General features: G+C 71.8%; 18 protein-coding genes and 1 pseudogene. 8 read left to right on the top strand and 11 right to left on the bottom strand.

Features of this window, described 5'->3' with window-relative positions; genetic code table 11:
• Positions 1–117 precede the first annotated feature (117 nt).
• The 7 genes from NQO67_RS17995 to NQO67_RS17965 form a co-directional block, all read right to left on the bottom strand.
• Positions 118–549, bottom strand: a complete 432-nt coding sequence (locus NQO67_RS17995) for a pyridoxamine 5'-phosphate oxidase family protein (RefSeq protein WP_255951054.1) — start codon at positions 547–549, stop codon at positions 118–120.
• 64 nt (positions 550–613) lie between these two features.
• On the bottom strand, positions 614–1,441 hold the full coding sequence (locus NQO67_RS17990; protein WP_255951053.1) for an enoyl-CoA hydratase family protein: 828 nt from the start codon (positions 1,439–1,441) through the stop codon (positions 614–616).
• The gene (locus NQO67_RS17985) at positions 1,438–2,589 is read right to left on the bottom strand and encodes an acyl-CoA dehydrogenase family protein (RefSeq protein WP_255951052.1); all 1,152 of its coding nucleotides are present in this window, start codon (positions 2,587–2,589) and stop codon (positions 1,438–1,440) included. The genes NQO67_RS17990 and NQO67_RS17985 overlap by 4 nt, the downstream gene beginning before the upstream one ends.
• A complete protein-coding gene (locus tag NQO67_RS17980) occupies positions 2,586–5,060 on the bottom strand; it encodes a bifunctional salicylyl-CoA 5-hydroxylase/oxidoreductase (protein ID WP_255951051.1) in 2,475 nt (824 codons plus the stop codon). The genes NQO67_RS17985 and NQO67_RS17980 overlap by 4 nt, the downstream gene beginning before the upstream one ends.
• A 74-nt stretch (positions 5,061–5,134) precedes the next feature.
• Positions 5,135–6,796: an AMP-binding protein gene (locus NQO67_RS17975; RefSeq protein ID WP_255951050.1), complete on the bottom strand. Its 1,662-nt coding sequence runs from the start codon at positions 6,794–6,796 to the stop codon at positions 5,135–5,137.
• A 116-nt stretch (positions 6,797–6,912) separates the two neighbouring features.
• The gene (locus tag NQO67_RS17970; protein ID WP_255951049.1) at positions 6,913–7,311 is read right to left on the bottom strand and encodes a RidA family protein; all 399 of its coding nucleotides are present in this window, start codon (positions 7,309–7,311) and stop codon (positions 6,913–6,915) included.
• The gene (locus NQO67_RS17965; RefSeq protein WP_255951048.1) at positions 7,308–8,069 is read right to left on the bottom strand and encodes an SDR family NAD(P)-dependent oxidoreductase; all 762 of its coding nucleotides are present in this window, start codon (positions 8,067–8,069) and stop codon (positions 7,308–7,310) included. The genes NQO67_RS17970 and NQO67_RS17965 overlap by 4 nt, the downstream gene beginning before the upstream one ends.
• 67 nt (positions 8,070–8,136) lie before the next feature.
• Between NQO67_RS17965 and NQO67_RS17960 the strand changes: the two genes are divergently transcribed.
• The 3 genes from NQO67_RS17960 (at position 8,137) to NQO67_RS17950 (ending at position 11,126) form a co-directional block, all read left to right on the top strand.
• Complete coding sequence (locus tag NQO67_RS17960; protein ID WP_255951047.1) at positions 8,137–8,283, top strand: hypothetical protein; 147 nt, start codon at positions 8,137–8,139, stop codon at positions 8,281–8,283.
• A 103-nt stretch (positions 8,284–8,386) separates the two neighbouring features.
• Complete coding sequence (locus NQO67_RS17955; RefSeq protein WP_255951046.1) at positions 8,387–9,808, top strand: FAD-dependent oxidoreductase; 1,422 nt, start codon at positions 8,387–8,389, stop codon at positions 9,806–9,808.
• A gap of 250 nt (positions 9,809–10,058) precedes the next feature.
• On the top strand, positions 10,059–11,126 hold the full coding sequence (locus NQO67_RS17950) for a peptidoglycan recognition protein family protein (RefSeq protein ID WP_255951045.1): 1,068 nt from the start codon (positions 10,059–10,061) through the stop codon (positions 11,124–11,126).
• A 37-nt stretch (positions 11,127–11,163) separates the two neighbouring features.
• On the opposite strand, the gene NQO67_RS17945 is transcribed toward NQO67_RS17950, so the two are convergent.
• Together NQO67_RS17945 and NQO67_RS17940 are read right to left on the bottom strand one after the other, a co-directional pair.
• Complete coding sequence (locus NQO67_RS17945; RefSeq protein WP_255951044.1) at positions 11,164–12,441, bottom strand: lipase/acyltransferase domain-containing protein; 1,278 nt, start codon at positions 12,439–12,441, stop codon at positions 11,164–11,166.
• A gap of 167 nt (positions 12,442–12,608) precedes the next feature.
• Positions 12,609–14,120, bottom strand: coding sequence for an arabinofuranosidase catalytic domain-containing protein (locus NQO67_RS17940; protein ID WP_255951043.1), 1,512 nt, complete (start codon positions 14,118–14,120; stop codon positions 12,609–12,611).
• A 605-nt stretch (positions 14,121–14,725) separates the two neighbouring features.
• On the opposite strand from NQO67_RS17940, the gene NQO67_RS17935 reads away from it, so the two are divergent.
• The 3 genes from NQO67_RS17935 to NQO67_RS17925 all read left to right on the top strand — a co-directional run bounded on the left by NQO67_RS17935 (position 14,726) and on the right by NQO67_RS17925 (position 18,730).
• The gene (locus NQO67_RS17935; protein WP_255951042.1) at positions 14,726–14,992 is read left to right on the top strand and encodes a hypothetical protein; all 267 of its coding nucleotides are present in this window, start codon (positions 14,726–14,728) and stop codon (positions 14,990–14,992) included.
• Between the two features lie 190 nt (positions 14,993–15,182).
• Positions 15,183–17,282: a cellulose binding domain-containing protein gene (locus tag NQO67_RS17930; RefSeq protein WP_255951041.1), complete on the top strand. Its 2,100-nt coding sequence runs from the start codon at positions 15,183–15,185 to the stop codon at positions 17,280–17,282.
• A gap of 197 nt (positions 17,283–17,479) precedes the next feature.
• Positions 17,480–18,730: an MFS transporter gene (locus NQO67_RS17925; RefSeq protein WP_255951040.1), complete on the top strand. Its 1,251-nt coding sequence runs from the start codon at positions 17,480–17,482 to the stop codon at positions 18,728–18,730.
• A gap of 114 nt (positions 18,731–18,844) precedes the next feature.
• Here the strand turns inward: NQO67_RS17925 and NQO67_RS17920 are convergent, their stop codons facing one another.
• Positions 18,845–21,391, bottom strand: a complete 2,547-nt coding sequence (locus NQO67_RS17920; RefSeq protein ID WP_255951039.1) for a glycoside hydrolase family 127 protein — start codon at positions 21,389–21,391, stop codon at positions 18,845–18,847.
• Positions 21,392–21,766: 375 nt separating this feature from the next.
• On the opposite strand from NQO67_RS17920, the pseudogene NQO67_RS17915 reads away from it, so the two are divergent.
• Positions 21,767–23,265, top strand: a pseudogene (locus NQO67_RS17915) (SDR family oxidoreductase).
• A gap of 21 nt (positions 23,266–23,286) precedes the next feature.
• On the top strand, positions 23,287–24,651 hold the full coding sequence (locus NQO67_RS17910) for a cryptochrome/photolyase family protein (protein WP_255951038.1): 1,365 nt from the start codon (positions 23,287–23,289) through the stop codon (positions 24,649–24,651).
• A gap of 11 nt (positions 24,652–24,662) precedes the next feature.
• On the opposite strand, the gene NQO67_RS17905 is transcribed toward NQO67_RS17910, so the two are convergent.
• The coding region (locus NQO67_RS17905; RefSeq protein ID WP_255951037.1) for a methylmalonyl-CoA mutase family protein at positions 24,663–25,055 on the bottom strand (393 nt) is incomplete at its 5' end.

Raw genomic sequence — 25,055 nt, 5'->3', positions numbered from 1 at the left:
CGCTCATCTGGCGAGATTTCGAACGGCGTGCGACATACTGTGCAGCCCTAAGGTACCGGGCGGCAGGGGCATGTCAATAACGCGAGCCGAGCCGCCCCCCGCCTGCGCGCCACGACGTCACACGGAATAGCTGAGGTCCTTCGCGACCAGGGAGTCCGGACGCAACCGCAGCCACACCGTGCCCCGTTCAGCCGGGTCGTCGAGCAGGTAGTGCCGGAAGCGGGCGTCCCACGCCGCCTCGTCGGTGCCGAGGTACCGGCTGAGCTTGCGCCGGCCACGCGGCACGTCGAAGGGCAGCACCTCCGCCCGCCCACGCGCGATGACCTGCCTGACCAGACCCGTGCCGACCTCGCACACGTCGACGACGAGGGCGATGGCGGGGTCCGCCCGAACGTGCCCCGGCAGCCGTGCCCACGGGCCGGTCAGGATCCAGAAGGCCCCGTCCTCCCAGAGGAACCACGTCGGACGCACCGTCGGCCCCGCGGTCGCCACCCGGGCCGTGAGGGGTTGGGAGAGGAAGGCATCGACGTCGAACTGTGGCGCGGACATGCCCCGATCATGCCGTGCGTGGGCCTGGGCCGTCACGAGCCACGGGAGCCCCCGGCGCGGACGCTCACTGGCCGGTCCACGCGGGCGGGCGCCCGGCGTTGAACGCGGCGTGGAACTCGGCGTGGTCGTCGGTGGTCATCAGCAGCGCCTGGGTCATCGCGTCGAGCTCCATCGACGAGGACATCGACATGTCAAGCTCGCGGGTCAGCAGCGCCTTGGTCTGGGACAGCGCCAGGGTCGGGCCGTCGGCCAGCCGCCCGGCCAGCGCCGCCACGGCGTCGTCGAGCGCCTCGTCCTCGACCAGCTGGGAGACCAGGCCGTACCGGTCGGCCGTCTCGGCGTCGATCGCGTCGCCCAGCATGAGCAGCGACGTGGCGCGCCCCAGCCCGACGACGCGCGGCAGCAGGTACGCCGCGCCCATGTCGCCGCCCGAGAGCCCGACCTTGGTGAACAGGAACGCGAAGCGGCCGGACCTGCCGACCACCCGGAAGTCCGCCGCGAGCGCCACGACCGCGCCGGCGCCGGCGGCGACGCCCTGGATCTTGACGATGATCGGGATCGGGCACTCCCGCATCGCCCGGATGACATCGCCGGTCATCCGGGTGAACTTCATGAGGTCACCGGCCTTCATCTTGATCAGTTCGCCGATGATCTCGTTGACGTCGCCGCCCCCGCAGAAGCCGCGCCCCGCACCCTGGATGACCAGGACCCTGACGCCCGTGCGATGGGGCAGCTCGGCCAGCAGGTCGCGCAGGTCGGCGTACGACTCGAACGTCAGCGGGTTGAGCTTCTCCGGCCGGTTCAGGGTCACCGTCGCGACGGCACCCTGCACGCGGAAGTCGAAGTGGTCCCAGCGCTCGGTCAGGGGTGCGGACGCGCGGAAGCGGGTCATGCGGAGTTCCTCTCTTCGAACAGCTCTCGGGCGATGATCGACCGCTGCACTTCCGACGCACCCTCGTAGATCCGTGGCGCGCGGACGTCACGGTAGAGATGCTCGAGCAGATGGCCGCGTTGGAGCGCGCGTGCACCGTGCAACTGGACGCAACCGTCGACGATCCGCTGGGCCGCCTCCGTCGCGAAGAGTTTGGCCATCGCCGCGGCCTTGGTGATCTCGGAGCGCGGCGCCCCGCTGTCGTAGGCGGCCGCGGCCCGGTACACCAGCAGCCGGGCGGCCTCCCACTGGGTCGCCAGGTCGGCCAGGGTGTGCCCGACGGCCTGCTGGTCGGCGAGCGTGCCGCCGTAGGCCCGGCGGGTGGACACGTGGTCGAGGGTCGCGTCCAGCGCCGCCCTGGCCATCCCGACCGCGAAGGCGCCCACGCTGGGCCGGAACAGGTCCAACGTGCGCATCGCCACCCGAAAGCCGGCGTCGACGTCACCGAGCACGTCAGCCGGCTCGACCCGCACCCCGTCGAACACCAGCCGGCCGATCGGGTGTGGCGCGAGCAGGTCCAGGTGCTCGCCGGTGAGGCCCGGGGCGTCCCCGGCGACCGCGAACGCGGTGACACCGCGGGAGCCGGCGCCCTGCCGGGTCCGGGCGAAGACGGTGTAGACGTCCGCCTCCGGCGCGTTGGAGATCCAGACCTTCTCGCCGGTCAGCCGCCAGCCGGCGCCGTCCCGGTCGGCGCGCAGCTCCAGCGCGGCGGCGTCGGAGCCGGCCGCCGGCTCGGTCAGCGCGAACGCGGCCACCGTGGTCCCCCTGACCACGCCCGGGAGCCAGCGCTCGACCGTCTCCGGCCGGCCGGACTGGAGGATCGGGTAACTGCCCAGGCCCTGCAACGCCAGCGCGGTCTCCGCCTCCGCCGACACCCCGGCGATCGTCTCCCGCAGCAGGCACAGCTGCATCGCGGCGGCGTCCTCGGGCGGGTCCGCCGGCGCGCCCCCGAACAGCCCCCGCAGCAGGCCGTGCGCCCCCATCTCCGCGAGCAGCGGACGATTGACCCGGCCCTCGGCACCCGCCTTGACCAGCGGAAGCAGCCGGTCCGTGGCCAGCGCGCGTACGTGGGCCACGTACGCGCGCTGCTCGGCATCAAGGACGGTCATCGCGGGTCCTCTCCGGTCGGTCCTGCCGGTCCTGTCGGGCCGGGTGTCCGCGTCGGTTCCGTCGGTCCTGGCGGCCCCGCCGGCGCGGTCGGTCGCCATCTGGCGTGCCGGGTGCCCTGCTCGCCCTCGCGGATGAGGGTCAGGCGGGGCTTCGGTCCGTCGGTACGGCCGGTCGGGGGTTTGCGGCGGCCCGCCTTCCACGGGTCGGGCCAGACGGCGCCGGGGCCGGAGTGGTCCTGTTCCACCGCGGCGTGCAGCGTCCAGCTCGGGTCGTACAGGTGCGCCCGCCCCAGCGCGCAGAGGTCGGCCCGGCCGGCCAGCAGGATCGAGTTGACGTCGTCGTACGACGAGATCGCGCCGACCGCGATCGTGGGGACGCCCACCCGGTTGCGGATCCGGTCGGCGAACGGCGTCTGGTAGGAGCGGCCGAACGCCGGGGTCTCGTCCGGGGTGACCTGGCCGGACGAGACGTCGATGGCGGCGGCACCGGCCGCGGCGAACCGGGCGGCGATGGTGGTGGCGGCCTCGTCGTCGATGCCGCCAGCCACCCAGTCGGTCGCCGAGATGCGCACCGTCATCGGCTTGTGCGCCGGCCACACCGCCCGCATCGCGTCGAACACCTCCAGCGGGTAGCGCAGCCGTCCGTCCAGGTCACCGCCGTACTCGTCGGTGCGCAGATTGGTCAGGGGCGAGAGGAACGACGAGAGGAGGTAGCCGTGGGCGCAGTGCAGCTCCAGCAGGTCGAAGCCCGCCGCGTCGGCACGCCGGGCCGCGTCGACGAACTGCCGCGTGAGCTCGCCCAGGTCGTCCGGGGTCAGCTCGCGCGGCACCTGGTTCACGCCGGGCCGGTAGGCCACCGGGGAGGGCGCGACGACCTCCCAGTTCCCCTCGGGCAGGGGCTGGTCGATGCCCTCCCACATCAGCCGGGTGGACCCCTTGCGTCCGGAGTGGCCGATCTGGATGCCGATCTTGGCCGCGCTCTCCCGGTGCACGAAGTCGGTGACGCGGCGCCACGCCCGTGCCTGCTCGTCGGTCCAGATGCCGGTACAGCCGGGGGTGATGCGGCCGGTCGCGCTGACGCAGACCATCTCCGTCATCACCAGGCCGGCGCCCCCGAGGGCCTTGCCGCCCAGGTGCACCAGGTGGAAGTCGTCCGGCATGCCGTCGGTGGCGCGGTACATGTCCATGGGGGAGACCACGACCCGGTTGACCAGGTCGAGCTCGCCCAGCCGGAACGGCTGGAACATGGGCGGGACGCCGGTCGGGACGCCGGCCGGGGTTCCGGTCCGGGGTTCGGGTCCCGTGGCGGCGTTCGTCCGGGCGAACCAGGCGTTGACCTCGGCGACGAACTCGGGGTCGCGCAGCCGCAGGTTGTCGTAGGTGACGCGCCGGCTGCGCGTCATGATGTTGAAGGCGAACTGGTGCGGGTCCTGGTCGACGTACTGGCCGAGGTTCTCGAACCACTCCAGGCTGGCCTGGGCGGCCCGCTGGGTGGAGGCGACGACCCCTTTGCGTTCGGTCTCGTACTCGGTGAGGGCGGCGTCGAGCGTGTCGTGCTCGTGCAGGCAGGCCGCCAGGGACAGGGCGTCCTCCATGGCGAGCTTGGTGCCTGAGCCGATGGAGAAGTGCGCCGTGTGCGCGGCGTCCCCCAGCAGGACGACGTTGCCGTGCCGCCAGTGGGCGTTGCGCACCGTGGTGAAGTGCAGCCATCTGGAGTTGTTGGCCATCACCTCATGGCCGTCGAGCACGTCGGCGAACAGCTCGCGTACCCGGTCGATGGACTTCGTGTCGGACTCCCCGGGGGCGAACGCGCGGGCCGCGAAGTCGTCGAAGCCGGCGGCCCGCCACACCTCCTCGTGCATCTCGACGATGAACGTGCTGCCGCGGTCGTCGAACGGGTAACCGTGCACCTGCATCACGCCGTACGGCGTCTCACGGATGTCGAAGGTGAAGGCGTCGAAGACCTTGTCGGTGCCGAGCCACATGTAGGTGCAGGTACGGCGGTCGAGGCTGGGCCGGAAGCGGTCCGCGTAGGCCGCCCTGACCACCGAGTTCAGCCCGTCCGCCGCGACGACGAGGTCATGCGTCGACGCCAGTGCCTCGACGTCGGGTGCCTCGGTGCGGAAGTGCACGACCACGCCGAGCTCGGCACAGCGTTCCTGGAGGATCTGCAAGAGGCGTTTGCGGCTCATGGCGGCGAAGCCGTGGCCGCCGCTGGTGATCGTCCGGCCGCGGAAGTGCACGTCGATGTCGTCCCAGCGGGCGAACTCCCGCTCCATCCGCCGGTGGATCCCGGGGTCGGCGTGCTCGATCCCGCCGAGCGTCTCGTCGGAGAAGACCACCCCGAACCCGAAGGTGTCGTCGGCGGCGTTGCGCTCCCAGACCGTGATCTCGTGCCGCTGCCCGAGCTGCTGGGCCAGCGCCGCGAAGTACAGGCCGCCCGGACCGCCTCCGATGACTGCGATGCGCAAGGTCGTCTCCCGTGTGCTGGTTCGCTGGTGTGACGTGGACGAAGGGCGCTGCCCGTGGCCGTCGGGGCGACGGGTCATGCGTCGGCGAGCGCGGAGGGGAACTCGGCTCGCAGCCGGGAGCGCTGGAGCTTGCCGGTGGCGGTCTTGGGCAGCTCGCCGCGGAAGAAGACCCGGCGCGGATACTTGTAGGGCGCGATGCGCTCCTTGACGAATTGCTGCAACGCCGCGCATCTCGCCGCGTCGCCGGTGGCGCCGGCACGGAGCACCACGAAGGCGCTGACGATCTGGCCCCGCGCCTCGTCCGGCAGCCCGACGACCGCGCACTCGGCGACGTCGGGGTGCGCCAGCAGGGCCTCCTCGACCTCGGGGCCGGCGATGTTGTACCCCGCCGAGACGATCATGTCGTCCTGGCGCGCCTGGTACCAGAAGTAGCCGTCGGCGTCCTGGACGAAGATGTCGCCGGTGATGTTCCAACCGTCCCGCACGTACACGTCCTGCCGGCGGTCGGAGAGGTAACGACAGCCGGTGGGGCCCTTCACGGCGAGCTGGCCCGGGGAGCCGGCGGGCTGCTCGGCGCCGTTCTCGTCGAGCACCGCGGCGACGTACCCGGGCACCGCGCGACCGGTGGCGCCGGGCCGGATGTCGCCGTCGGCGGCGGAGATGAAGATGTGCAGCATCTCCGTGGCGCCGATGCCGTCGATGAGTTCGAGGCCGGTCGCGTCGTGGAAGGCGTGCCAGATCGCGACGGGCAGGTGCTCGCCCGCAGCGACCGCGCGCCGCACCGTGGCCAGCCTCTCCACCCGGCCGGCGCCCAGCATGGCCCGGTACGCGGTGGGGGCGGTGATGCAGACCGTCACCCGGTGCTCGGCGATCAGGTCCATCAGCCGGTCCGGTGCCGCCTTCTCGATGAGCAGCGTGGACGCACCCACCCGGAGCGGGAAGACGACCAGACCGCCGAGGCCGAACGTGAAGGCCAGCGGCGGAGTGCCGGTGAACACGTCGTCCGGCTCCGGACGCAGTATGTGGGCGGAGAAGGTGTCGGCGATCGCCAGCACGTCGCGGTGCGTGTGCATGGTCGCCTTGGGACGCCCGGTGGTGCCGGAGGTGAACGCGAGGAGTGCCACGTCGTCGGCCGCCGTGTCGACGGCCGTGAAGGTGCCGCCCGTGCCGTCCGCGCTGCCCGTTCCGTCCGTGTCGGACTTGCGTGCTGCGGCATCGGCGAGGCCGTGCTCGCCCCCGTACTCCACGATGCGCAGCCCGGGGACGTCCGCCGCCCGCAGCTCGCTTGTGTACCGTGCGTCGCACAGGGCGAAGTCGAGCGCTGCGATCTCGGCGATGGTGGCCAGCTCTCCGCGTCTGAGCAGCGGCATCGTGGCCACGACCACCGCTCCCGCCTTGACCACGCCGAACCAGCAGGCCACCTGCCAGGGCGTGTTCGGACCGCGCAGGAGTACCCGGTTTCCGGGCACGATGCCGTGGTCCTCGACGAGCACCCGGGCGATCCGGTCCGAAAGGCGCCGCAACTCCCCGTAGCTCCATGGCGCGGCGCCGGGGGCGCGCAGGCACGGGCGGTCAGGGCCCAGCCGCTCGGCCGTGGCGTCGGCGAGCTCCACCGCGCAGTTGAGCCGGTCCGGGTAACGGACACCGGGAACGTCGAGGAACTCGGGCCAGTGGGCCTCGGGCGGGAGGTTGTCTCGGCAGAACGTGTCGACGTGGGCGGACGGTGACAGTGACATGGTGCCCCCTCCTCAGGGATCCCCTCCTCCGGGCAGGCTATGCATCGATCATGACGACGGTCAATGAAACTGCATATCCCTGTCTCGCTCCTGCCCGTGTGCTGCGCGGGATCGACTCAGCCGGGCAGGATCGCGTGACCCTGCACCTCGATCAGGGCTTCCGCGTCCCACAGCCGGGCCACGCCGATCCCGGCCATGGCCGGGTAGCTGGTGCCCATCAGCCGCCGCCACACCGCGCCGATCGCGCGTGAGTGGGCCCGGTAGTCGTCCATGTCGACGATGTAGAGCGTCAGGCTCGCCACGTCGGCCGGCTTGCCGCCGGCGGCGGCGAGCGCGACCAGCAGGTTGCCCAGGGCCTTCTCGAACTGCTCGACCACGCCGTCGCCGACGATGCGTCCGCTGCCGTCGAGCGCGGTCTGGCCGGCCAGGAAGACGATCCGGCCGGTGCCCGCTGCGGCGTGCGAGAAGCCGCTGGGACGGGCCAGCTCGGCCGGGTTGAAGAAGTTGAGGCTCACGACTGGACTCCACCGCCGTCGATGTTGATGCCTTGACCGTTGATCGCGGAGTTGGTGACGCACAGCCACACGGTGTCCGCGACCTCGTCGACGCCGACCAGGCGCCCGTGGGGCTGCTTGGCCGTGAGCGTCGCGCGGGCCGCTTCGGGGCTTCGGCCCGTCTTCGCCGCGATCGTGGCGACCGTCCCCTCGGTCATCGGGGTGTCGACGTACCCGGGGCACACGGCGTTCACGGTGACACCGGTCCGGGCGAGCTCCGCCGCTGCCGAGCGCACCACTCCCAGGACGCCGTGCTTGCTCGCCGTGTACGCGCTGATGTAGGGCTCGCCCTGCTTCGCGGCCACCGAAGCGACCACGACGATGCGCCCTCGCCGACGCTCGACCATGCCCGGCACCGCGCGGCGGATGCACCGGAACGGTGCCGTGAGGTTCAGGTCGAGCATGGCGGCCCACTGCTCGTCGGTCGTCCTGGTGAGCGGCGCCGAGGTCCCGGCGCCCGCGTTGGCGACCAGCACGTCGACCCCGCCCCAGGCCCGTTCCACGCGGGTGAAGAGGTGATCGACGGCGTCGGTCGCGGTGATGTCGGCGGGCAGCACCAGCGTCTCCCCGGGGCACTGGCGAGCCGTCGCGTGCAGCTCGTCCGCGCTGCGCGAGGTCAGGGCGACCCGACACCCCTCGGAGCTGAGCCTGACGGCCACGGCCCGGCCGATCCCTCGCCCGGCGCCGGTCACGATCGCTACGCCGTTGAATGCGCCCACCGTCGGACCATGGCACGCTCATGTGACGACCGTCAATGGAGCTACATGAACTGGGTCATGGGGCTACATGAACGTGACCGCCGTGACCGCCGTGACCGTCATGGCCGACGCGACCACCACGGCCGACGCGACCACCACGGCCGACGCGACCGCCACGGCCGACGCGACCGCCACGGCTGCCGTGACCGGCCTCGCCCGGCGTCCGGGTGCCTGACCGGGAGCCGCTACAACAGGCCGAGAACCTACGTGATGTGGCCGGCTCCCGCTGCCATACTGGACTTCCCAGCCCAAAACGCCGACCCCGAGGGGCGGATGACGTGATCGATGCACCGAAGGCGGACACCCGGGGATCGGCCGGCGCGCGGCAGCGGCACGCGGTGGTCGTCGGGGCGAGCGTCGCCGGGCTGCTCACCGCCCGGGTCCTCGCCGGGTTCGTCGACCGGGTGACCATCGTCGAGCGCGACCGGCTCCCCGAGGGACCCGAGCCGCGCTCCGGGGTTCCGCAGAGCCGTCATCCGCATGTCCTGCTGGAGGGCGGCCAGGACGCCCTCGACGTGCTGCTGCCCGGGTTCATGGACGAGCTGCGCGCGGCGGGCGCACCACGGGTGGGCCTGCCGGCGGACGTGGTGCAGTGGCAGGACGGCCGCTGGCTGCGGCGGCTGCCCGCGAGCGCGTACATCTACAGCGGCTCACGCGTCCAGCTCGAACACCTGGTACGCCGGCGGGTGCTCGCCGACCAGAGCATCACCGTGATCGAGGGAGCACAGGTCACCGGCCTGTCGGGGGACGCCTCCCGGGTGTGCGGGGTGCTCCTGGGCAAGCGCGGCGACGGCACCGGGCGCGCGGCGCGGCACCTGGCGGCCGACCTGGTCGTGGACGCCTCCGGGCGCGGCACGAAGGCCGGCCAGTGGCTCTCGGCGCTGGGCGCCGAGGGCGCGCCCGAGGAGGTCATCGACGCCGGCCTCGCCTACGCCACCCGCATCTACCGCGACCCGAGCGCCGCCCTCGGCACCGACTTCCTCGGCTTCTACGTGATCATGAATCCGAGGCAGCTCTACGGGGGCCTCCTGCTGCCGATGGAGGACGGGCGCTACACCGCGACCCTCGCCGGACTGCGCGGGGACCAGCCGCCCACGGACCAGGACGAGTTCGTGGCGTACGCGAAGAAGCTGCCGCACCCGTTCGTGCACCAGTGGCTGAGCACCGCCGAGCCGCTGTCGCCGGTGTTCGGCTTCCGGCAGACCGCGAACGTACGGCGCCGCTACGACCTGCCGGGCCGGCGGCCCGCGGGCTTCCTGGCGATCGGCGACGCGCTGTGCACGTTCAACCCGGTCTACGGGCAGGGCGTCTCGGTCGCCGCCATGAGCGCCGTCGCGCTAAGGGACGCGCTGGCCGACCCCCGTCGCACCCCGACGACGCGCCGGGTGCAGCGGGCACTGCTCGCCGTCTCCCGGCAGGCCTGGGACATCTCGGCCGTGACGGACAAGGCGATGCCGGGCGCGACGGGGAACGCACTCGCGCCGCGGGCCGTGGACCGCGCCACCGGCTGGTACCTGCGACGCATCCAGGAGCGCTACCCCGGCGACCCGGTGGTGGGCGAGGCCTTCCGCGCCGTCCTGACGCTCACGTCGCCGGTCACCGCCCTGTTCGCGCCGAAGGTGGTCCGCGCCGTGCTCCGCCCCGCCCTGGCGGCACCCGTCGACCCCCCGATGGTGCCGGAGGGCTCGCCGGGCACCTGAGGGAACCGGAGCAGCCTCAGCGAGGGGCCGGAGCGACCTCGCCGACGACGCGGGGAACCGCCTCGGCCCGCCGCGCCCGGAATCGCCGCCGATCTTCCCGACAGGGCATCAAATATCCATGACAACCTGCCCGTTGACGTAAAAACGCGCCGCCGGACCTATCGCGGTGGGCCCCGGCCCGGATACCTTCACGTCGGCACCACAAACAGCACGGTTCTCGCATCAGCCCCTCCCGTTTCACGGAGCTGACATGACACCAGCCCTGCCCCGGCGCGCCTTCCTCGCCGGTGCCGTCGCCATCGGCGTCGGTACCGGTTTCGAAGTCCTCAGCGTCACCCCGGCGCACGCCGCCCCCGGCACGCCCGAGATCTTCGACTGCACGGCCTGGAACGCCCGGCCGCCCACCTCGGCGGTGAGCCTGGCCGGCAACAACCCGAACAAGATCCTGGTGCACCACACCGACTTCCCCAACACCCCGGATGCCACGCAGGCGGATTCGTTCGCCATCGCCAAGGAGATCCAGGACCTGCACATCGACCACAACGGCTGGATCGACTCCGGCCAGCACTTCACCATCAGCCGCAGCGGCGTGATCATGGAAGGTCGCCACCGCAGCCTGGAACGGCTGAAGGCCGGCAGCAACATGGTCGTCGGTGCGCACTGCCCCGGGCAGAACAGCTCCGCCATCGGCATCGAGAACAACGGCACCTACATGACCGAGGCGCCCCCGGCGGTGCTCTACGGCGCGCTCACCGGCATGTGCGCGTACATCTGCTGGCAGTACGGGCTCAGCGCCTCGGAGATCTACGGCCACCGGGACTTCCTGTCCACCACCGACTGCCCCGGCGACGTCCTCTACGGCATGCTGCCCCAGCTGCGGCTCGACGTCGCCGCCGAGGTGGACCCCGGCGGTCGCGTCTGGCCGTCGCTCGGCCAGGGCACCGACGGTGAGAACGTCCGCGCCCTGCAATACCTGCTCACGCAGACAGGCCGGTCCCTCGGCGTCGACGGTGACTTCGGGCCGGCCACCGCCTCGGCGGTGGAGGACTTCCAGAAGGCCGCCGGGCTCACCGTGGACGGTGTCGCCGGAGCCACCACCTGGGAACTGCTGGTGCCGCCGCGCCGCAACGGCAGCTCGGGCGCAGCGGTGACCGCGGCCCAGCGGCTGCTGAACCTGCACGGCAGCTCCCTCACCGCCGACGGCGTCTTCGGTTCCCTCACCGCCTCCGCGGTGAAGGCCTTCCAGACGGCCGGCGGCCTGCCGGCGGACGGCGTCGTCGCGTCCAACACCTGGAGCCGGCTACTCGCCACGCCCTGACCGAAGGAGCCCCACGGACGGCCCGCGTGCGCTCGCGCTATCCGCATCCGCAGTGCGAGCGCTCCCGGGCGAGGTCGGTGAGCAGCCTGCCGAGCACGTTCGGGTCGCCGGGCAGGGCGAAGTGGTCCACGCCCGGGTTGTCGGTGAGGGTGAAGCGGTGGCACGGCATGGCCCGCCAGGCCAGCACCGCCTCGTTGGTGAGGTCCTCCTGGTTGCCGTCGCCGTCGCGGGTGAGGAACCGGTCCGGGGCGACGAGCTGTCCCGCGGTGAGGTCCGGCAGCCGGGCGCCGACGACGGTGGACACCCCCGACCCCTTCTCCGCGGAGACGTCGACGTCGGGGAAGGAGCCGGGATCGGTGAACGGTACGAATCCGAGGTAGTGGTCGGCGATCTGCTTCGCGTACGGCAGGTGGGCGTCGGCGAACAGCGCCGGATAGTCACGCGGCGTGTAGCTGCGGCCGGTCGAGGCGTCCTCGATCACCGTCTCCCGGTCGCCGAACACCTCCGGGTCCGACGCGCTCAGATACGTCGACGGTGTCGTCAGGTACCGCCGCGCGCTGACGGCGGCGTCGGCCGCGGTCGCCGGGTAGCCGAAGTCCTGGATGTCCAGGCCGGTGAACAGCACGGCGTACAGCAGCCCCTGGCCGGGGAAGTTGCCCGCGATCGGGGTGAAGCCGTGCAGGTACTTCTGCCGCCAGGCCCGTGAGGTGTGCGTCAGCAGGTACTGCGCGTAGACCGGTCCGTTGGAGTGGCCGACGAGCTGGACCGGACGGTTGCCGTTCGCCCGGTAGGTGTCCTCGACGAGCCGCTCGGTGCGCTGGAGGAACCCGCCCATGTCCGGGGTGAGCCGGGCGTCGTAGCCGGCGACCCGGATGTCCTTGTCGCGCACGTAGCCGGCGGACTCCAGCGTGCGGTACATCGGCTCGTAGAACGGCGCGCTCCGCGTCCGCCCGTAGTCGACGATCCGCACCCGCACCCCGGGCTGCTCGGAGAACCGCCGGGGCATCGGCTTCGCCGGGTCGGGGTCGTACCGCAGCGTCAGCAGCTCGTCCTGGCAGGCCTGGCTGAAGGCGGTGCTGGGCCGGTCGTTCTGGTACCAGAAGGCGAAGCTGCCGGAGCGGGGGCAGTGCGGCGCCGTGGTCTGGCCGTCCACCGTCACCTCGAGCCTGGTGAGGTGATAGGCCGGAAAGAGCACCACCGGGGTGCGCTGCGGCGCCGCGGCCCGCGCGGGGCCCGTCACGCCGGCGAGGCCCACCACGGCGGCCACGGCGGTCAGTCCCGCAACGACGGTGCGGTACAACGACTGTCGGATCATCGACGATCACCTCGGGTCGCCTCGGCATCACGCACGGCGACCCAGCGTACGGCGTACCCGGCACCGCGTCAGCGCGGCACGCGTGCTTCCGGCCGGCCGTCCACGGGTGTTCCGGACGGCCGGCCGGGCGTACGGGGTGACCCGCTGGACCACCCGCCGGATGGGGCCTAGCCCAGGGTGAACTTCTGTGCGGCAGAGCCGTTGCAGTCCCAGATCTGCAACCGGGTGCCGTTGGCGGTGGCCCCGCTGGGGGAGTCCAGGCAGCGGCCGGACTGCGGGTTGTACAGGGAGCCGTCGGAGCGCTGCTGCCACACCTGGCCGCCCACGCCGTTGCAGTCCCAGAGCTCCACCTGGGTGCCGTTGGCGGTGCCGTTGCCGTTGATGTCGAGGCAGCGGCCGATGGTGCTCAGGGAGCCGTTGGCGTGGTGGTGCCAGAACTGGTCCTCGGCCCAGTTCTGGCAGTCCCAGAGCTGGACGGCGGTGAGGTTGGTGCCGGTGTCGTCGCCGTCGACGTCGACGCACTTGCCGCCCGGGCCCTTGATGGTGCTCTGCGGGCCGTTGGGGACGTTCGTCTCGCCCGAGTAGCCCACCGAGACGATGTTGGCCTGCACGGCGTTCTCGGCGGCGTCCGTCGGGTAGCCCGAGACCATCACGCCCTCGAAGAAGGTGCCCCGGTTCCGGTTGCTGTTGTCACCGCCGGTGCCCAGGATGATCCCGCCCTCCTGCTGCATCGGCTTGTAGCCGCCCCGGGTGGGCAGGCCGCCGTCCCACCAGGTCGTCAGGCCACCGCTCTGCGAGTTGCCGCCCTTGAGCGCGTAGGTCGTCTGGCCGTTGTTCTTCAGGACGGCGGTGACGTACGTGCTGTTGTTGCCGAGGTTCGCGGTGTTGGAGCCGTTGTCGCCCTGGAACATGCCGTTCTCCAGGTCGGCCTCCACCCATGGCCCGGAGCCGGTGCACGGGGCGAAGTAGCAGGTGGTGGCGATGCTGACGGCGTCCATGTGGCCGTTGCCGGTGTCCGCCGGGGTGCTCTCCGCGTTGCCGTAGTCGAAGCAGCAGTCCGACCCGACGTGGGTGCCGCTGGCCACCATGTAGGCGCCCTCCGCCTGGCCGTCGACGGCGACACCGGAGGCCCGCCCGGTGTAGCGGTAGCCGACGCCCGGCGAGACCCAGATCCCGTATACCTTGTGGCCGCCGGCGGTCACCGAGATCTCACTCGCGTCGGCACCGCGGTCGACGCCCCCGGCGGTGCCGGCCGGGCCCGGGAGGAGGTCGTTGTGGCGGGTGGTCTGGTCGTAGACCTTGCTGATGCTGCACGTGGTGTCGTTGCAGAAGGAGTCCTGCGCGGCGGCGTTGGCGTAACCCCCCTGCGACAGCAGCCCGATGTCGGTCCTGGCCCCGTCCGAGGCGCGGGTGACCTGGTACAACGGTCCGTTGTAGGAGGAGATCAGGGCACGCACGGTGCTGTGCGCGGCGACGCACGGGGTGCCGGCGCTGCCGTAGATGTCACACGGCAGCGGGTCGGCGGCCTGCGCGGCACCGGGCAGCGTGATCAGTGCGCCGAGCAGCAGTCCGAGAACGGCCGCGGCGGACAACAGGGCTCTACGAACGCGGCGCACCGCGTGGGCCGCGGCACCGGAAAGGGCGTCGCCCTTGCCGGCAGGGGGTCTCTGATTGCGCATCATGGGGCTCCCGGGGTGTGGGGCACAGGCCGAAAGCGGCCTGTCCGTCGTGGAGTTCACGCGCTGTTCGATGGGTCGGATGATGGTCTGGACCGGAAAGTAAGCCCCCTGATGGTTCGTGTCAATGTTTGTTGCTTTCGATCTCCTCGAGATTTGTGGAGTGTCTGAATCTGTTGGTCTGATCGGAAGGTGGGGTGGCGGTGCGCGTCTGGTTCAACCGTCCTCGTCGGCCCGCGTCCGCCGCCGCGCTCGCTGTCAGTGCGCACGGTTACCGTGCGCGCCATGGGTTACACCACGGAGTTCACCGGACGGATCGCCGTCCCGCCGCCGCTGAACGAGGCGGAGATCGCGTACTTGAGGAAGTTCGCCGACAGCCGCCGCATGCGGCGCGGCAAGGGTCCGTACTACGTCGACGGCACCGGCTACGCGGGGCAGGGGCATGACCCGGACATCGTCGAGTACAACGAGCCGCCCGAGGGGCAGCCGGGGCTGTGGTGCAAGTGGGAGCCGACGGACGACGGTACGGCTGGGGGTACCACCCACGCCGTTGAGGCAGTGGGGGAGAGTGGAACGGCGCGGAGAAGTTCTCCTACGGGGACGACTGGATGGCGTACCTCGTCGACCACTTCCTCGCCCCCGGCGCAGCCGCTTCCCGTGCTTCGGCCGACGTCGCTGCGTACTTCGTCGAGTTCACCTTCGACCATGTGTTGAACGGCGAGATCGATGCGCAGGGTGAGGAGTACGACGACCACTGGCGGCTGATCGTGCGGGACAACGTCGTCTCCACGGAGGATCTCGGGGAGGCCGAGGGGCTGGAGGAGATCGAGGAGCTCGGGGAGACCGAGGGGCTGGGGGAGTCGGAGGGCGGTTGACGGGGGCGGGGTGCCCGGGTCCAACACCGTGATGAACGCGACATGTTGACAAGGTCCCCTTCCCCCCTGACCCTGTGGGAGCGCTCCCAGATCTCGTGGGTCGAACGCTCGTCGAACTCGCTTCGCACCTCTCGCTCCGCACCCTCTTCGAGATCTCTCGCAGTCATCCGCCTACCGGAAGGTGAGCTCCATGCGACCTGTGCCATCCACCCGTTGGAGACCCTGGCGTCCACGTCTCGTCGCCGCGCTCTCGGCCGCCGCTCTCGGCGCCGCGCTGCTGACCGCCGGCGGGGCGGTGCAGGCTCAGGCGGTGCAGGCGGAGGCGGCCGGCTCGACCGCCGCCGTGGACGTCACCGTCAACGCGGGCGAGGGCCTGGGCACCATCCCCGACACCGCGTACGGGCTCAACAGCGCGGTGTGGGACGCGGAGATGAACTCCTCGACGACGCAGGACCTGCTCAAGGCCGCCAATGTCGGGATGCTGCGCTACCCCGGCGGCTCCTACGGGGACATCTACCACTGGAAGACCAACACCGCCCCGGGTGGCTACGTGGCACCCGGTACCGACTTCGACGCCTTCATGGGCAGCGTCAAGAAGATCGGCGCCCAGCCCATCCTGATCGCCGACTACGGCTCCGGCACCCCGCAGGAGGCCGCCGACTGGGTCGAGTACGCCAACGTCACCAAGGGCTACGGCGCCAAGTACTGGGAAGTCGGCAACGAGCTGTACGGCAACGGCTACTACGGCAGCGGCTGGGAAGCCGACGAGCACGCCGACAAGTCCCCCGCCGCGTACGCGCACAACATGGTCGACTACATCACGGCGATGAAGGCCGTGGATCCCACCATCAAGGTCGGCGCGGTCCTGACCACCCCCGGCAACTGGCCCGACGGAGTGCTCGGCGGGTCGGACACGGCGGACTGGAACCACACGGTCATCCCGATCATCGCCGGCAAGGCCGACTTCGTGATCGTGCACTGGTACCCGGGCGGCTCCAGCGCCGACCAGATGCTCGACACCCCCTCCTCGCAGCTCGGCGGCGAACTCCAGCAGCTGCGCGACCAGCTCCACGCGGCCGGCGCGGGTGACATGCCGATCGCGCTGACCGAGACCAACGGCAACGCGTTCATGGACACCCAGGCCAACGCGCTGTTCGCCGCGGACACCTACGCCACCGCGCTGAGCAACGGGGTCTTCACCGTCGACTGGTGGAACACCCACAACGGCGTGGGCACCATCGGCGCCGGTCCCAACGGTTCCACCGACTACGGCGACATGGGCCTGCTCTCCAGCGGCGGCTGCACCGACGCGGGGTGCGAGCCGGCGCTGAACACGCCGTTCCCGCCGTACTACGGGATCCAGATGCTCAGCCAGCTCGGCCGCCCCGGTGACCAGCTCGTCGGCGCCGGTTCGAGCAGCAAGCAGGTGGCCGCGCACGCGGTGCACCGGGCCAACGGCGACCTGAGCGTGATGCTGATCAACAAGGACCCGTCGGCGGCGCAGACCGTCGCCCTGGACTACCAGGGGTTCACCCCGAGCGGGTCGTCGGCGACCGTCGCCACCTACCGTGACCAGGGCACCTCGATCGAGACCAGCACGGGCGACGCCACCACCCAGACGCTGCCGCCGTACTCCATCACCACCGTCACGCTGCACCCGAAGTCCGGCACCGGCTCCGCGCTGAGCGCGCCGGGAGCACCCAAGGTGACCGCGGCCGGCGACACCTCGGCCACCGTGTCGTGGTCGCCCTCGACCGGCGGCACCGTCGACCGCTACGAGATCTACCGGCAGGTGGGCACCACCAGCGAGCTGCTGGCCACCACCACCGGCACCTCGGCGACCGTGTACAACCTGACGCCGGGCTCCACCTTCACCTGGAACGTGCTGGCCCGCGACGCGAACGGACACCTCTCGCGTTCCTCAGCGCCGGTGACGGTGCGCACCGGCACGCCCGCCGACTCGACCTGCAAGGTGTCGTACCGGGTGCTCGGCGGGTGGGGCAACGGCTTCAACGCCGAGGTGAGCGTCACCAACACCGGCCCGAGTCCGATCACGGGCTGGTCGCTCTCCTTCGCGTTCCCGACCACCAGCGAGTCGATCACCGGCTTCTGGAACGCGAACATCACCAAGCAGGGGGAGACCAACGTGGCCACCCCCGTGGACTGGAACGGCGAGCTGGCCGCCAACGGCGGTAACTCGGTGTCCTTCGGCTTCACCGCCGCGAACAACGGCGCCAACCCGCCGCCCACGGTGTTCCGGCTCAACGGAACCGTCTGCACGACGACCTGATCCGCATCCCGCACGGCAGTTGGGTGCCGTGCGCCCCGGTTCGCCCTGGACGGATGTCCGTGCGGGGTGGGCCGGGGCCTGCGGCCGGCCGGTGATCGGGCGCCGGGCTCGCGGGACAAATTCCGTTGACCGGGGCCCGGCCGGGGCATGACACTGCGCCTTGGTCTGGATCAATGGCACAAGTGGGGCGGTGTGCGGTGGCTGGCTCGGACGTGGCCCGTGACAGGCAAGTCAAGGGGACCTCGTCCGATCCGCCGCTGTGGACGGCGGACTTCCGGCTGTTCTTCACCGCCCGCACCACTTCGCTGCTGGGCGACGCGATGCTCCCGGTCGCCATCACGGCCGCCGTGCTCCGGGCGGGGTACGGAGCGAGCGGGGTGGGCTACGCGCTGGCCGCGCTGGTGGCGCCGTTCGCCGCACTGATCATCTTCGGCGGGGTGCTGTCCGACCGCTTCGGCGCCCGCCGGCTGATGGTCGTCTCGGACACCGTCCGACTGTGCTTCCAGACGGTGCTCGCGCTGCTGTTCCTGCTGGGTACGCCGCGGCTGTGGCAGATCCTGGTGCTGCTGGCCCTGGTCGGGGCGGGTAGCGCGATATTCCAGCCGGGGGTCGCCAGCATCACCCCGCGCATCGCCCGGGACGTACAGAAGGCGGTCGGCACCCTCCGTGTCTCGGAGTCCATCACCGCCGTGATCGGTCCTTCGCTGGCCGGCCTGCTGTTGGTGGTTTCCTCACCCGCGTCGGTGGTCGCCCTCGACGCCGTGACCTACGGGGTCAGCGGCACCTGCCTGTTCCTGCTCCGCTCGGTCCCGATGGGTCCGGCGGGGCGAAGCGGCGTGACGTCGTTCCGGGCCGATCTCGCCGAGGGCTGGCGGGAGTTCCGGGCCAGGACCTGGCTGTGGAGCGTCATCGTCGTCTTCATGCTCTGGCAGCTGGCCGGCGCCGGCCCCACCATGACCCTCGGCAACAGCACCCTCGTCACCGACTACGGGGCATCGACGTTCGGCCTGGTCATGTCGTCCCTCGGGGCGGGCAGCGTGCTGGGCGGAATCGTCGCGATCAGGCTCCGCCCGCGGTATCCGCTCCGGGCCGGCGCCCTCTCCATGATCCCCTGGTCCCTCATGCCGCTGGGGGTCGCCCTCGGCCTCCCCGCGCCGTTCGTCGCCCTGTGCTACGGGGCGAGCGGCGTGGGCCAGGCGTTCTGGATCGTCATGTTCCACACGAGCGTGCAGACGCACATCCCGCAGGACGTGCTCGGCAGGGTGCACGCGTACGACGCGGCCGGCTCGCTGGTGATGAAGCCGGTCGGGCAGGCGGTGGCGGGGCCGCTCGCGATCGTCACGGGGACGGTGCCGCTGCTGTGCGTCTCCGCGTCCATGGCGTTCGTCGCCTGCGCCCTGCTGCTGGCGATCCCGGCGGTGCGGGGCCTGAAGCGCGTGGCGCGATGACGGGCCACCCGGGCGCCCCGCCCGGGACCGGGCCTTCCCCGGCGGGCGCCGCCGCGTGCCCGGCACGCCCCGCACGGCATCCGTGCGGGCGAGCCGGCGCGCGGGCGGCCTCGGCTAGCCGGTCGTCGGTGCCGCAAGCGCCGCGACCTCGGTGCCGCTGAGCGTCCTGCCGTACACCCGGAAGTCGTCGAGCGCCCCCTTCAGATAGGGGTCGGGGTACTGCGACCTGCCGAGGTACGCGGAGCGCATGTGGTTGCCGAAGTGCTTCGGTTCCACGGTGACGGCCGTGTTGCGGCCTGCTTCGGCGCCGTCGACGTAGAGGACGGCGGTGCCGGCGCCGTAGGTCACCGCGACGTGCACCCAGCGGTCGGTGGGCAGCGGGTCGGCGTCGATGCGTTGTTCCGCGCCGCCGCCGCCGACGGTGATGGCGTACCGGAGGGTACCGGTGTCGCTGCACGGCGTCAGGAACAGGTTGGCGGTGGTGCCGCTGCCGATGTCGAAGATCCGGGTCCAGGCGTCCGGCTGGCCGTCGAGCCTGACCCAGCCGGCGAGGGAGTAGGCGGAGGCGCCGGCGAGCAGGTCGTCGGCCAGGGCGACATGGCCGTCGGTGCCGTCCAGCGTCACCGCGCCGCCGGTCTGCCCGGCTGCCAGCCACGCGGCGCCGCCGACCAGGTGTGCGGTCTTGCCGTTGCCGGTGGCGTCGGCCGCCGTGCTGCCCGACGTCTCGTCGAAGCGGTGCCAGGCCGCGAACTCGGGTGGCGGCGGCGGGGGCTCGCCGGTCAGCCAGTACACCGTGTAGTGCTGGTGGTGCACGCGGGCGATCGGCAGCAGCGTCACGTCCTCGTCGTCGGCGCGTGCGGTGAAGCGCAGCGGGTCCTGGGACTCCTGGCGTACGGAGGCGGTGTCCAGGCGCGGCATCGTGGCGCCCGCCCGGTCGCCGTAGGCGCCGGCGAGCACGACCGGTCCGTGCAGCACCGCCTGGACGTCGGGGTCGTCGGGGGTCGCTTCGATGACCGTGCGCATGGGCAGCGACACCTTGACGACGTCGCCGGTGCGCCAGCGGCGCTGCACCGTCAGCCAGCTGCCGGGCGCCGGACGGTCGGGGAGGGCCTGTCCGTTGAGCGTGGCCCGGGCGTCCGAGGCCCAGGACGGGATGCGGACCTTCAGGGCGTGGGTGGCCGTCCCGGCGGTGACCGTCAGGGTCGTCGCGGTCTCGTCGGGGAAGCGCGTGGTCTGCTGCCAGGTGATGCCGGCCTCCCGCCACTCGACCCGGGAGGGTATGAAGAGGTTGACGAGCAGCTGGTCCGCGCCGTGCGCGTAGACGGTGTCGGCGAACTTGGCCTGGGTCTCCATGCCCGAACCGTGGTCGCACGAGAAGTTGTCGTAGTCCGTCGAGTACATGGTCGGGTCCGGGCCCATGAAGGACGGCTGCTGCTTGAACGCGCCGGGGATCAGGCCCGTGTAGTAGATGTTGAAGCCGTGCGCGGAGTCCGGGTCCTGCTCGCCGAGCATCTGGTTGAGCAGGGTCCGCTCGTAGTAGTCGAGCAGGTCGGTGCGGTCCGGGGTGTGGAAGTGCAGCAGCCGGGTCAGCTTGAGCATGTTGTAGCTGTTGCAGTTCTCGCAGGTGCCGTTGGACAGCTCGCCGGCGATGACGTCCGGTTCGTGGAAGGCCTCGCCGTTGCTGTTGCCGCCGATGACGTAGGTGTGGTGGTCGGTGACGATCTGCCAGAAGTTCTCGGCGATCGAGCGGTAGCGGTCCGGCAGGCCCTCCTCCCACAGCCGCAGGGCCCCGACCATCTTGGGGATCTGGGTGTTGGCGTGCAGCCCGGCCAGCCTGTCCTCGTTCCTGGCCAGCGGGTCGAAGACCCGGGCGTGCGTGAAGCGCTCGGCGACCTGGAGCCACTTGGCGTCGCCGGTGAGGGCGTGCAGGTCGGCGAGCACGTCGTTCATGCCGCCGAACTCCGTCTCCAGCACGCGCTGCATCTGCTCGTACGAGAGTTTCCCGGTGCGCGTGTCGACCCACTCCGCCTGGCGGAGCACGACGTCCAGGGCCTGGTGGTTCCCGGCGAGCTGGTACTGGGCGACGAGACCGGCCATGATCTTGTGGATCGTGTAGTACGGCGCCCAGACGCCGGTGCCGGCCTCGAGACGGTCGAAGAAGCTCTCCGGGAACGCGGAGAGGTACCCCGTGGTGAAGCCCGCGTCGGGCGACGCCGCCTGGCACTCGGCGAGCGCGGCGACCAGCTTCGCGCCCTTGTCCCGGATCGCCGCGTCGCCGGTGCCCGCGTAGGTGAGGGCGAGTCCGGAGAGCAGATGGCCGGTGGAGTGGCCGCGCAGCTCGGTGTCCGGCGACTCCCAGCCCCCGCACGGCTCGGCGCTGCTGGGCAGTCCGACGTTGGTGCGGAAGGTGTGCAGCAGCCGATCGATGTCGACGAAGCGCAGATAGGCCGAGTTGCGCTGCTGGTTGTCGCGGAACGGGCTGTCCAGGAGGGTGACCGCGGTGAGCGGGAAGGGGCGGACGGGTGCCGCGGCGGCCGGTCGGCCGGCGGGGCCGGCGGCGGCCTGTGCCGCGGTCGCGGTGCCCGCGGTGGCCAGGGTCGTGGTTGCGGTGAGCGCGCCGGCGGCGGCGAGGAAGTTCCGTCTGCCAAGGGGTGTGTTCATCACCAAGGGTCCTCCGCACGTCGGAGGGACGGGGTGGTGCCGTCCTCCGTGGTTCGAATCGTGATCCGAAAGCGCTGTTCGACATCGCCTGTTCGCCATCGTCTGTTCGAGGTATCGGACGATGTACGAAATGTTGTGCGGGGCTCCACGCTATGGGCCACCCGGGTGATGTCAAGGGTTCCGGCGTGAGAACGGTACGAGCGGGCGGGCGCTGCGAGTTGCGTCGGCGCACGCCGAGCCCAAGCATGGGATGCGGAAACGGCGACGGGGCCGGAGCGGTACGAGGTCTTCCACGTCCCGGCCCGGCAGCGGACACCGGACGCAGCAGGAGAGCCGGACACGGCGGGAGAGCCGGACACGGCGGGTGCGAGGGGCATGACCGACGACGACCACCGACCCTTGCGGTGCCTGGTCACCGGCGCCACCGGCTACATCGGCGGCCGGCTGGTCCCGGAACTGCTGGCCGCCGGGCACGCCGTGCGCTGCCTGGCCCGTTCCCCCGGCAAGCTACGCGACCACCCGTGGGCCGACCGGGTGGAGGTGGTGCGCGGGGACGTGACGGACCAGGCGGCCGTGCGCGCCGCGATGGACGGCATGGACGTCGCGTACTACCTGGTGCACGCGCTCGGCACCGGACGCGGCTTCGAGGAGACCGACCGGCGCGCGGCGGACGTCTTCGGCACGCAGGCGCGTGCCGCCGGGATCCGGCGGATCGTCTACCTCGGCGGGCTGACCCCCCGGGGAGTGCCCGAGCACGAGCTGTCGCCGCACCTGAGGTCCCGCAGCGAGGTCGGCCGGATCCTGCTGGCCGCGGGGGTGCCGACCGCGGTGCTGCGGGCCGCGGTGATCATCGGGTCGGGTTCGGCGTCGTTCGAGATGCTGCGCTACCTGACCGAGCGGCTGCCGGTGATGGTGACCCCGAGCTGGGTGCGCACCCGTATCCAGCCGATCGCCATCCGGGACGTGCTCCGGCTGTTGGTGGGCTGCGCACGGCTGCCGGACGACGTCAACCGCACCTTCGACATCGGCGGCCCGGACGTCGTCACCTACCAGGACATGATGCGGCGGTACGCCGCCCTCGCGGGCCTGCCGCGGCGGATCATCGTGCCCGTGCTGCTGCTCACCCCCCGGCTGTCCAGCCACTGGGTCGGCCTGGTCACGCCGGTGCCGGGCAGCATCGCACGGCCGCTGGTCGAGTCGCTCAGGCACGAGGTGGTCTGCGCCGAACGGGACATCGCTCGCTACGTGCCCGACCCGCCGCAGGGCCCGGTGACCCTGGACGACGCGCTGCGCATGGCGCTGCAACGGGTCCGGGACATGGACGTGGCCACCCGGTGGTCCTCGGCCGCGACACCCCGGCCCCGAGCGATCCGCTGCCCACGGACCCCGGCTGGGCCGGCGGCAGCCTCTACGAGGATCACCGCGAGCGCGCGGTGGCGGCGTCACCGCAGGCGCTCTGGCGGGTGGTCGAGGGGATCGGGGGCGAGCACGGCTGGTACTCGTTCCCGCTGGCCTGGTCGGTGCGGGGCCGGCTGGACACCCTGGTCGGCGGCGTGGGCCTGCGCAGGGGCCGCAGGGACGCGAGCCGGCTGCGGGTCGGGGACAGCCTGGACTTCTGGCGGGTCGAGGAGATCGAGCCGGGGCGCCTGCTGCGGCTGCGGGCCGAGATGCGCCTGCCGGGCCTGGCCTGGCTGGAGATGACCGTCGACCCGGACCGGCAGGGCCGGACCGTGTACCGGCAGCGGGCCCTGTTCCACCCGCACGGCATCGCCGGCCATGCCTACTGGTGGGCCGTCGCGCCCTTCCACTCCGCGGTCTTCGGCGGCATGGCACGCAACATCGCCTCCGCGGCGGAGTCCGCCCCGAGGACCTGAGCCAGAGAGAGGAGAGGACGCATGCGGGTCTCGGTCGTCCTGTTCACCGCCGACCTTCGGGTGCACGACAACCCGGTCCTGCGGGCCGCCCTGCGGGAGGCGGACCGTGTGGTGCCGCTGTTCGTGGTGGACAGCGGGATCAGCCGGGCGGGCTTCGTCGTGCCCAACCGGGCGGCGTTCCTCGCCGACTGCCTGGCCGACCTCGACGCGTCGCTGCGTGCGCGCGGCGGCCGCCTGGTGGTGCGGTCCGGCGACGTGGTCGAGGAGACCTGCCGGGTCGCGGCCCAGACCCGGGCCGAGGCGGTCCACATCGCCGCCGGCGTGAGCCGTTACGCGACACGGCGCGAGGACCGGCTGCGCACGGCACTTCAGGCCGACCGGCGCCGGCTCCAGGTCCACGACGCCTCGCTGACCGCCGTACCACCCGGCGCGCTGACCCCCGCCGACAAGGACCACTTCACCGTCTTCACGCCCTATTTCCGCAAGTGGGACCGGTTCTCGGTAAGGGATGTGCAGGCCGCTCCGCGTACGGTGCCGGTGCCGTCGGTGCGCTCCGAAGGGCTGCCCCGGGCGTCGTCCCTGGCCTCGGGCGCCACGTCACCCGGGCTGCCCACCGGCGGGGAGAGCGAGGGCCGCCGCAGGCTGCGGGCGTGGCTGTCAGGACCGCTGGACCGCTACGACGACCAGCACGACGCCCTCGCCGCCGACGCGACCTCCCGGTTCTCCCCCTATCTGCACTTCGGCTGCCTGTCGGCCGTGGAGGTTCTGCACCGGGCCCGCGGCCACGAAGGACCCGGGCCCGACGGCTTCGTCCGCCAACTCGCCTGGCGGGACTTCCACCACCAGGTCCTGGCCGCCCGCCCGGACGCGGCCCGGCACGACCTGCGCACCCACCACGACCGCTGGCGCAGCAACGCGCGGGAGACCAGGGCCTGGCAGGAGGGCCGCACCGGGTACCCCCTCGTCGACGCGGCCATGCGGCAGCTCAGGGAGGAGGGCTGGATGCACAACCGGGCACGCCTGCTGGTGGCCAGTTTCCTGACGAAGACGCTCTACATCGACTGGCGGGTGGGCGCCCGGCACTTCCTGGACCTGCTGGTGGACGGCGACATCGCCAACAACCAGCTCAACTGGCAGTGGGTGGCCGGCACCGGCACCGACACCCGACCGAACCGGGTCCTCAACCCCCAGGTCCAGGCCCGCAGGTTCGACCCCCAGGGCGCGTACACGTGCCGCTGGCTGCCCGAACTGAGCCACCTCGCCGCCGAGGTCCACCACCTCGACCGCCTCTCCGACGCCGCCCGCGGCGACCTGGACTACCCCGCCCCGATCGTGGACCTGCCGGACGGCGCGGCACGGTTCAGGCGGGCTCGGGGGCTCGACTGAACGCCCTCGGGTCAGAAGGCGTCGGTGGGGATGTAGGTGCCCCACACCTCACGCAACGCGTTGCACACCTCGCCGACCGTCGCGCGGGCGCGCAGCGCGTCCTTCATCGGGTACAGCACGTTGTCCTCGCCCACCGCGGCCTTCTGCAACGCCGTGAGCGCGTCGTCGACGTCCTGCTGAACCCGCCGTGCCCGGAGCGCGGCGAGCCGTTCGGCCTGCTGCTTCTCGATGGCGGGGTCGACGCGGAGCGGCTCGTAGGGCTCCTCCTCGTCGAGCGTGTAGCGGTTGACGCCGACGACGACCCGCTCACCGGCGTCCGTCTCCCGAGCGATCCGGTAGGCGTTGTTCTCGATCTCGTTTTTCTGGAGGCCGTGTTCGATGCCGTTGACGGCCCCGCCGAGTTT

This window comes from Streptomyces odontomachi (genome assembly GCF_024435355.1).
GTDB classification, from domain to species: domain Bacteria; phylum Actinomycetota; class Actinomycetes; order Streptomycetales; family Streptomycetaceae; genus Streptomyces; species Streptomyces odontomachi.
The sequence above is the reverse complement of the archived record's forward strand: the minus strand, read 5'-3'. Positions and strand labels throughout refer to the sequence as shown.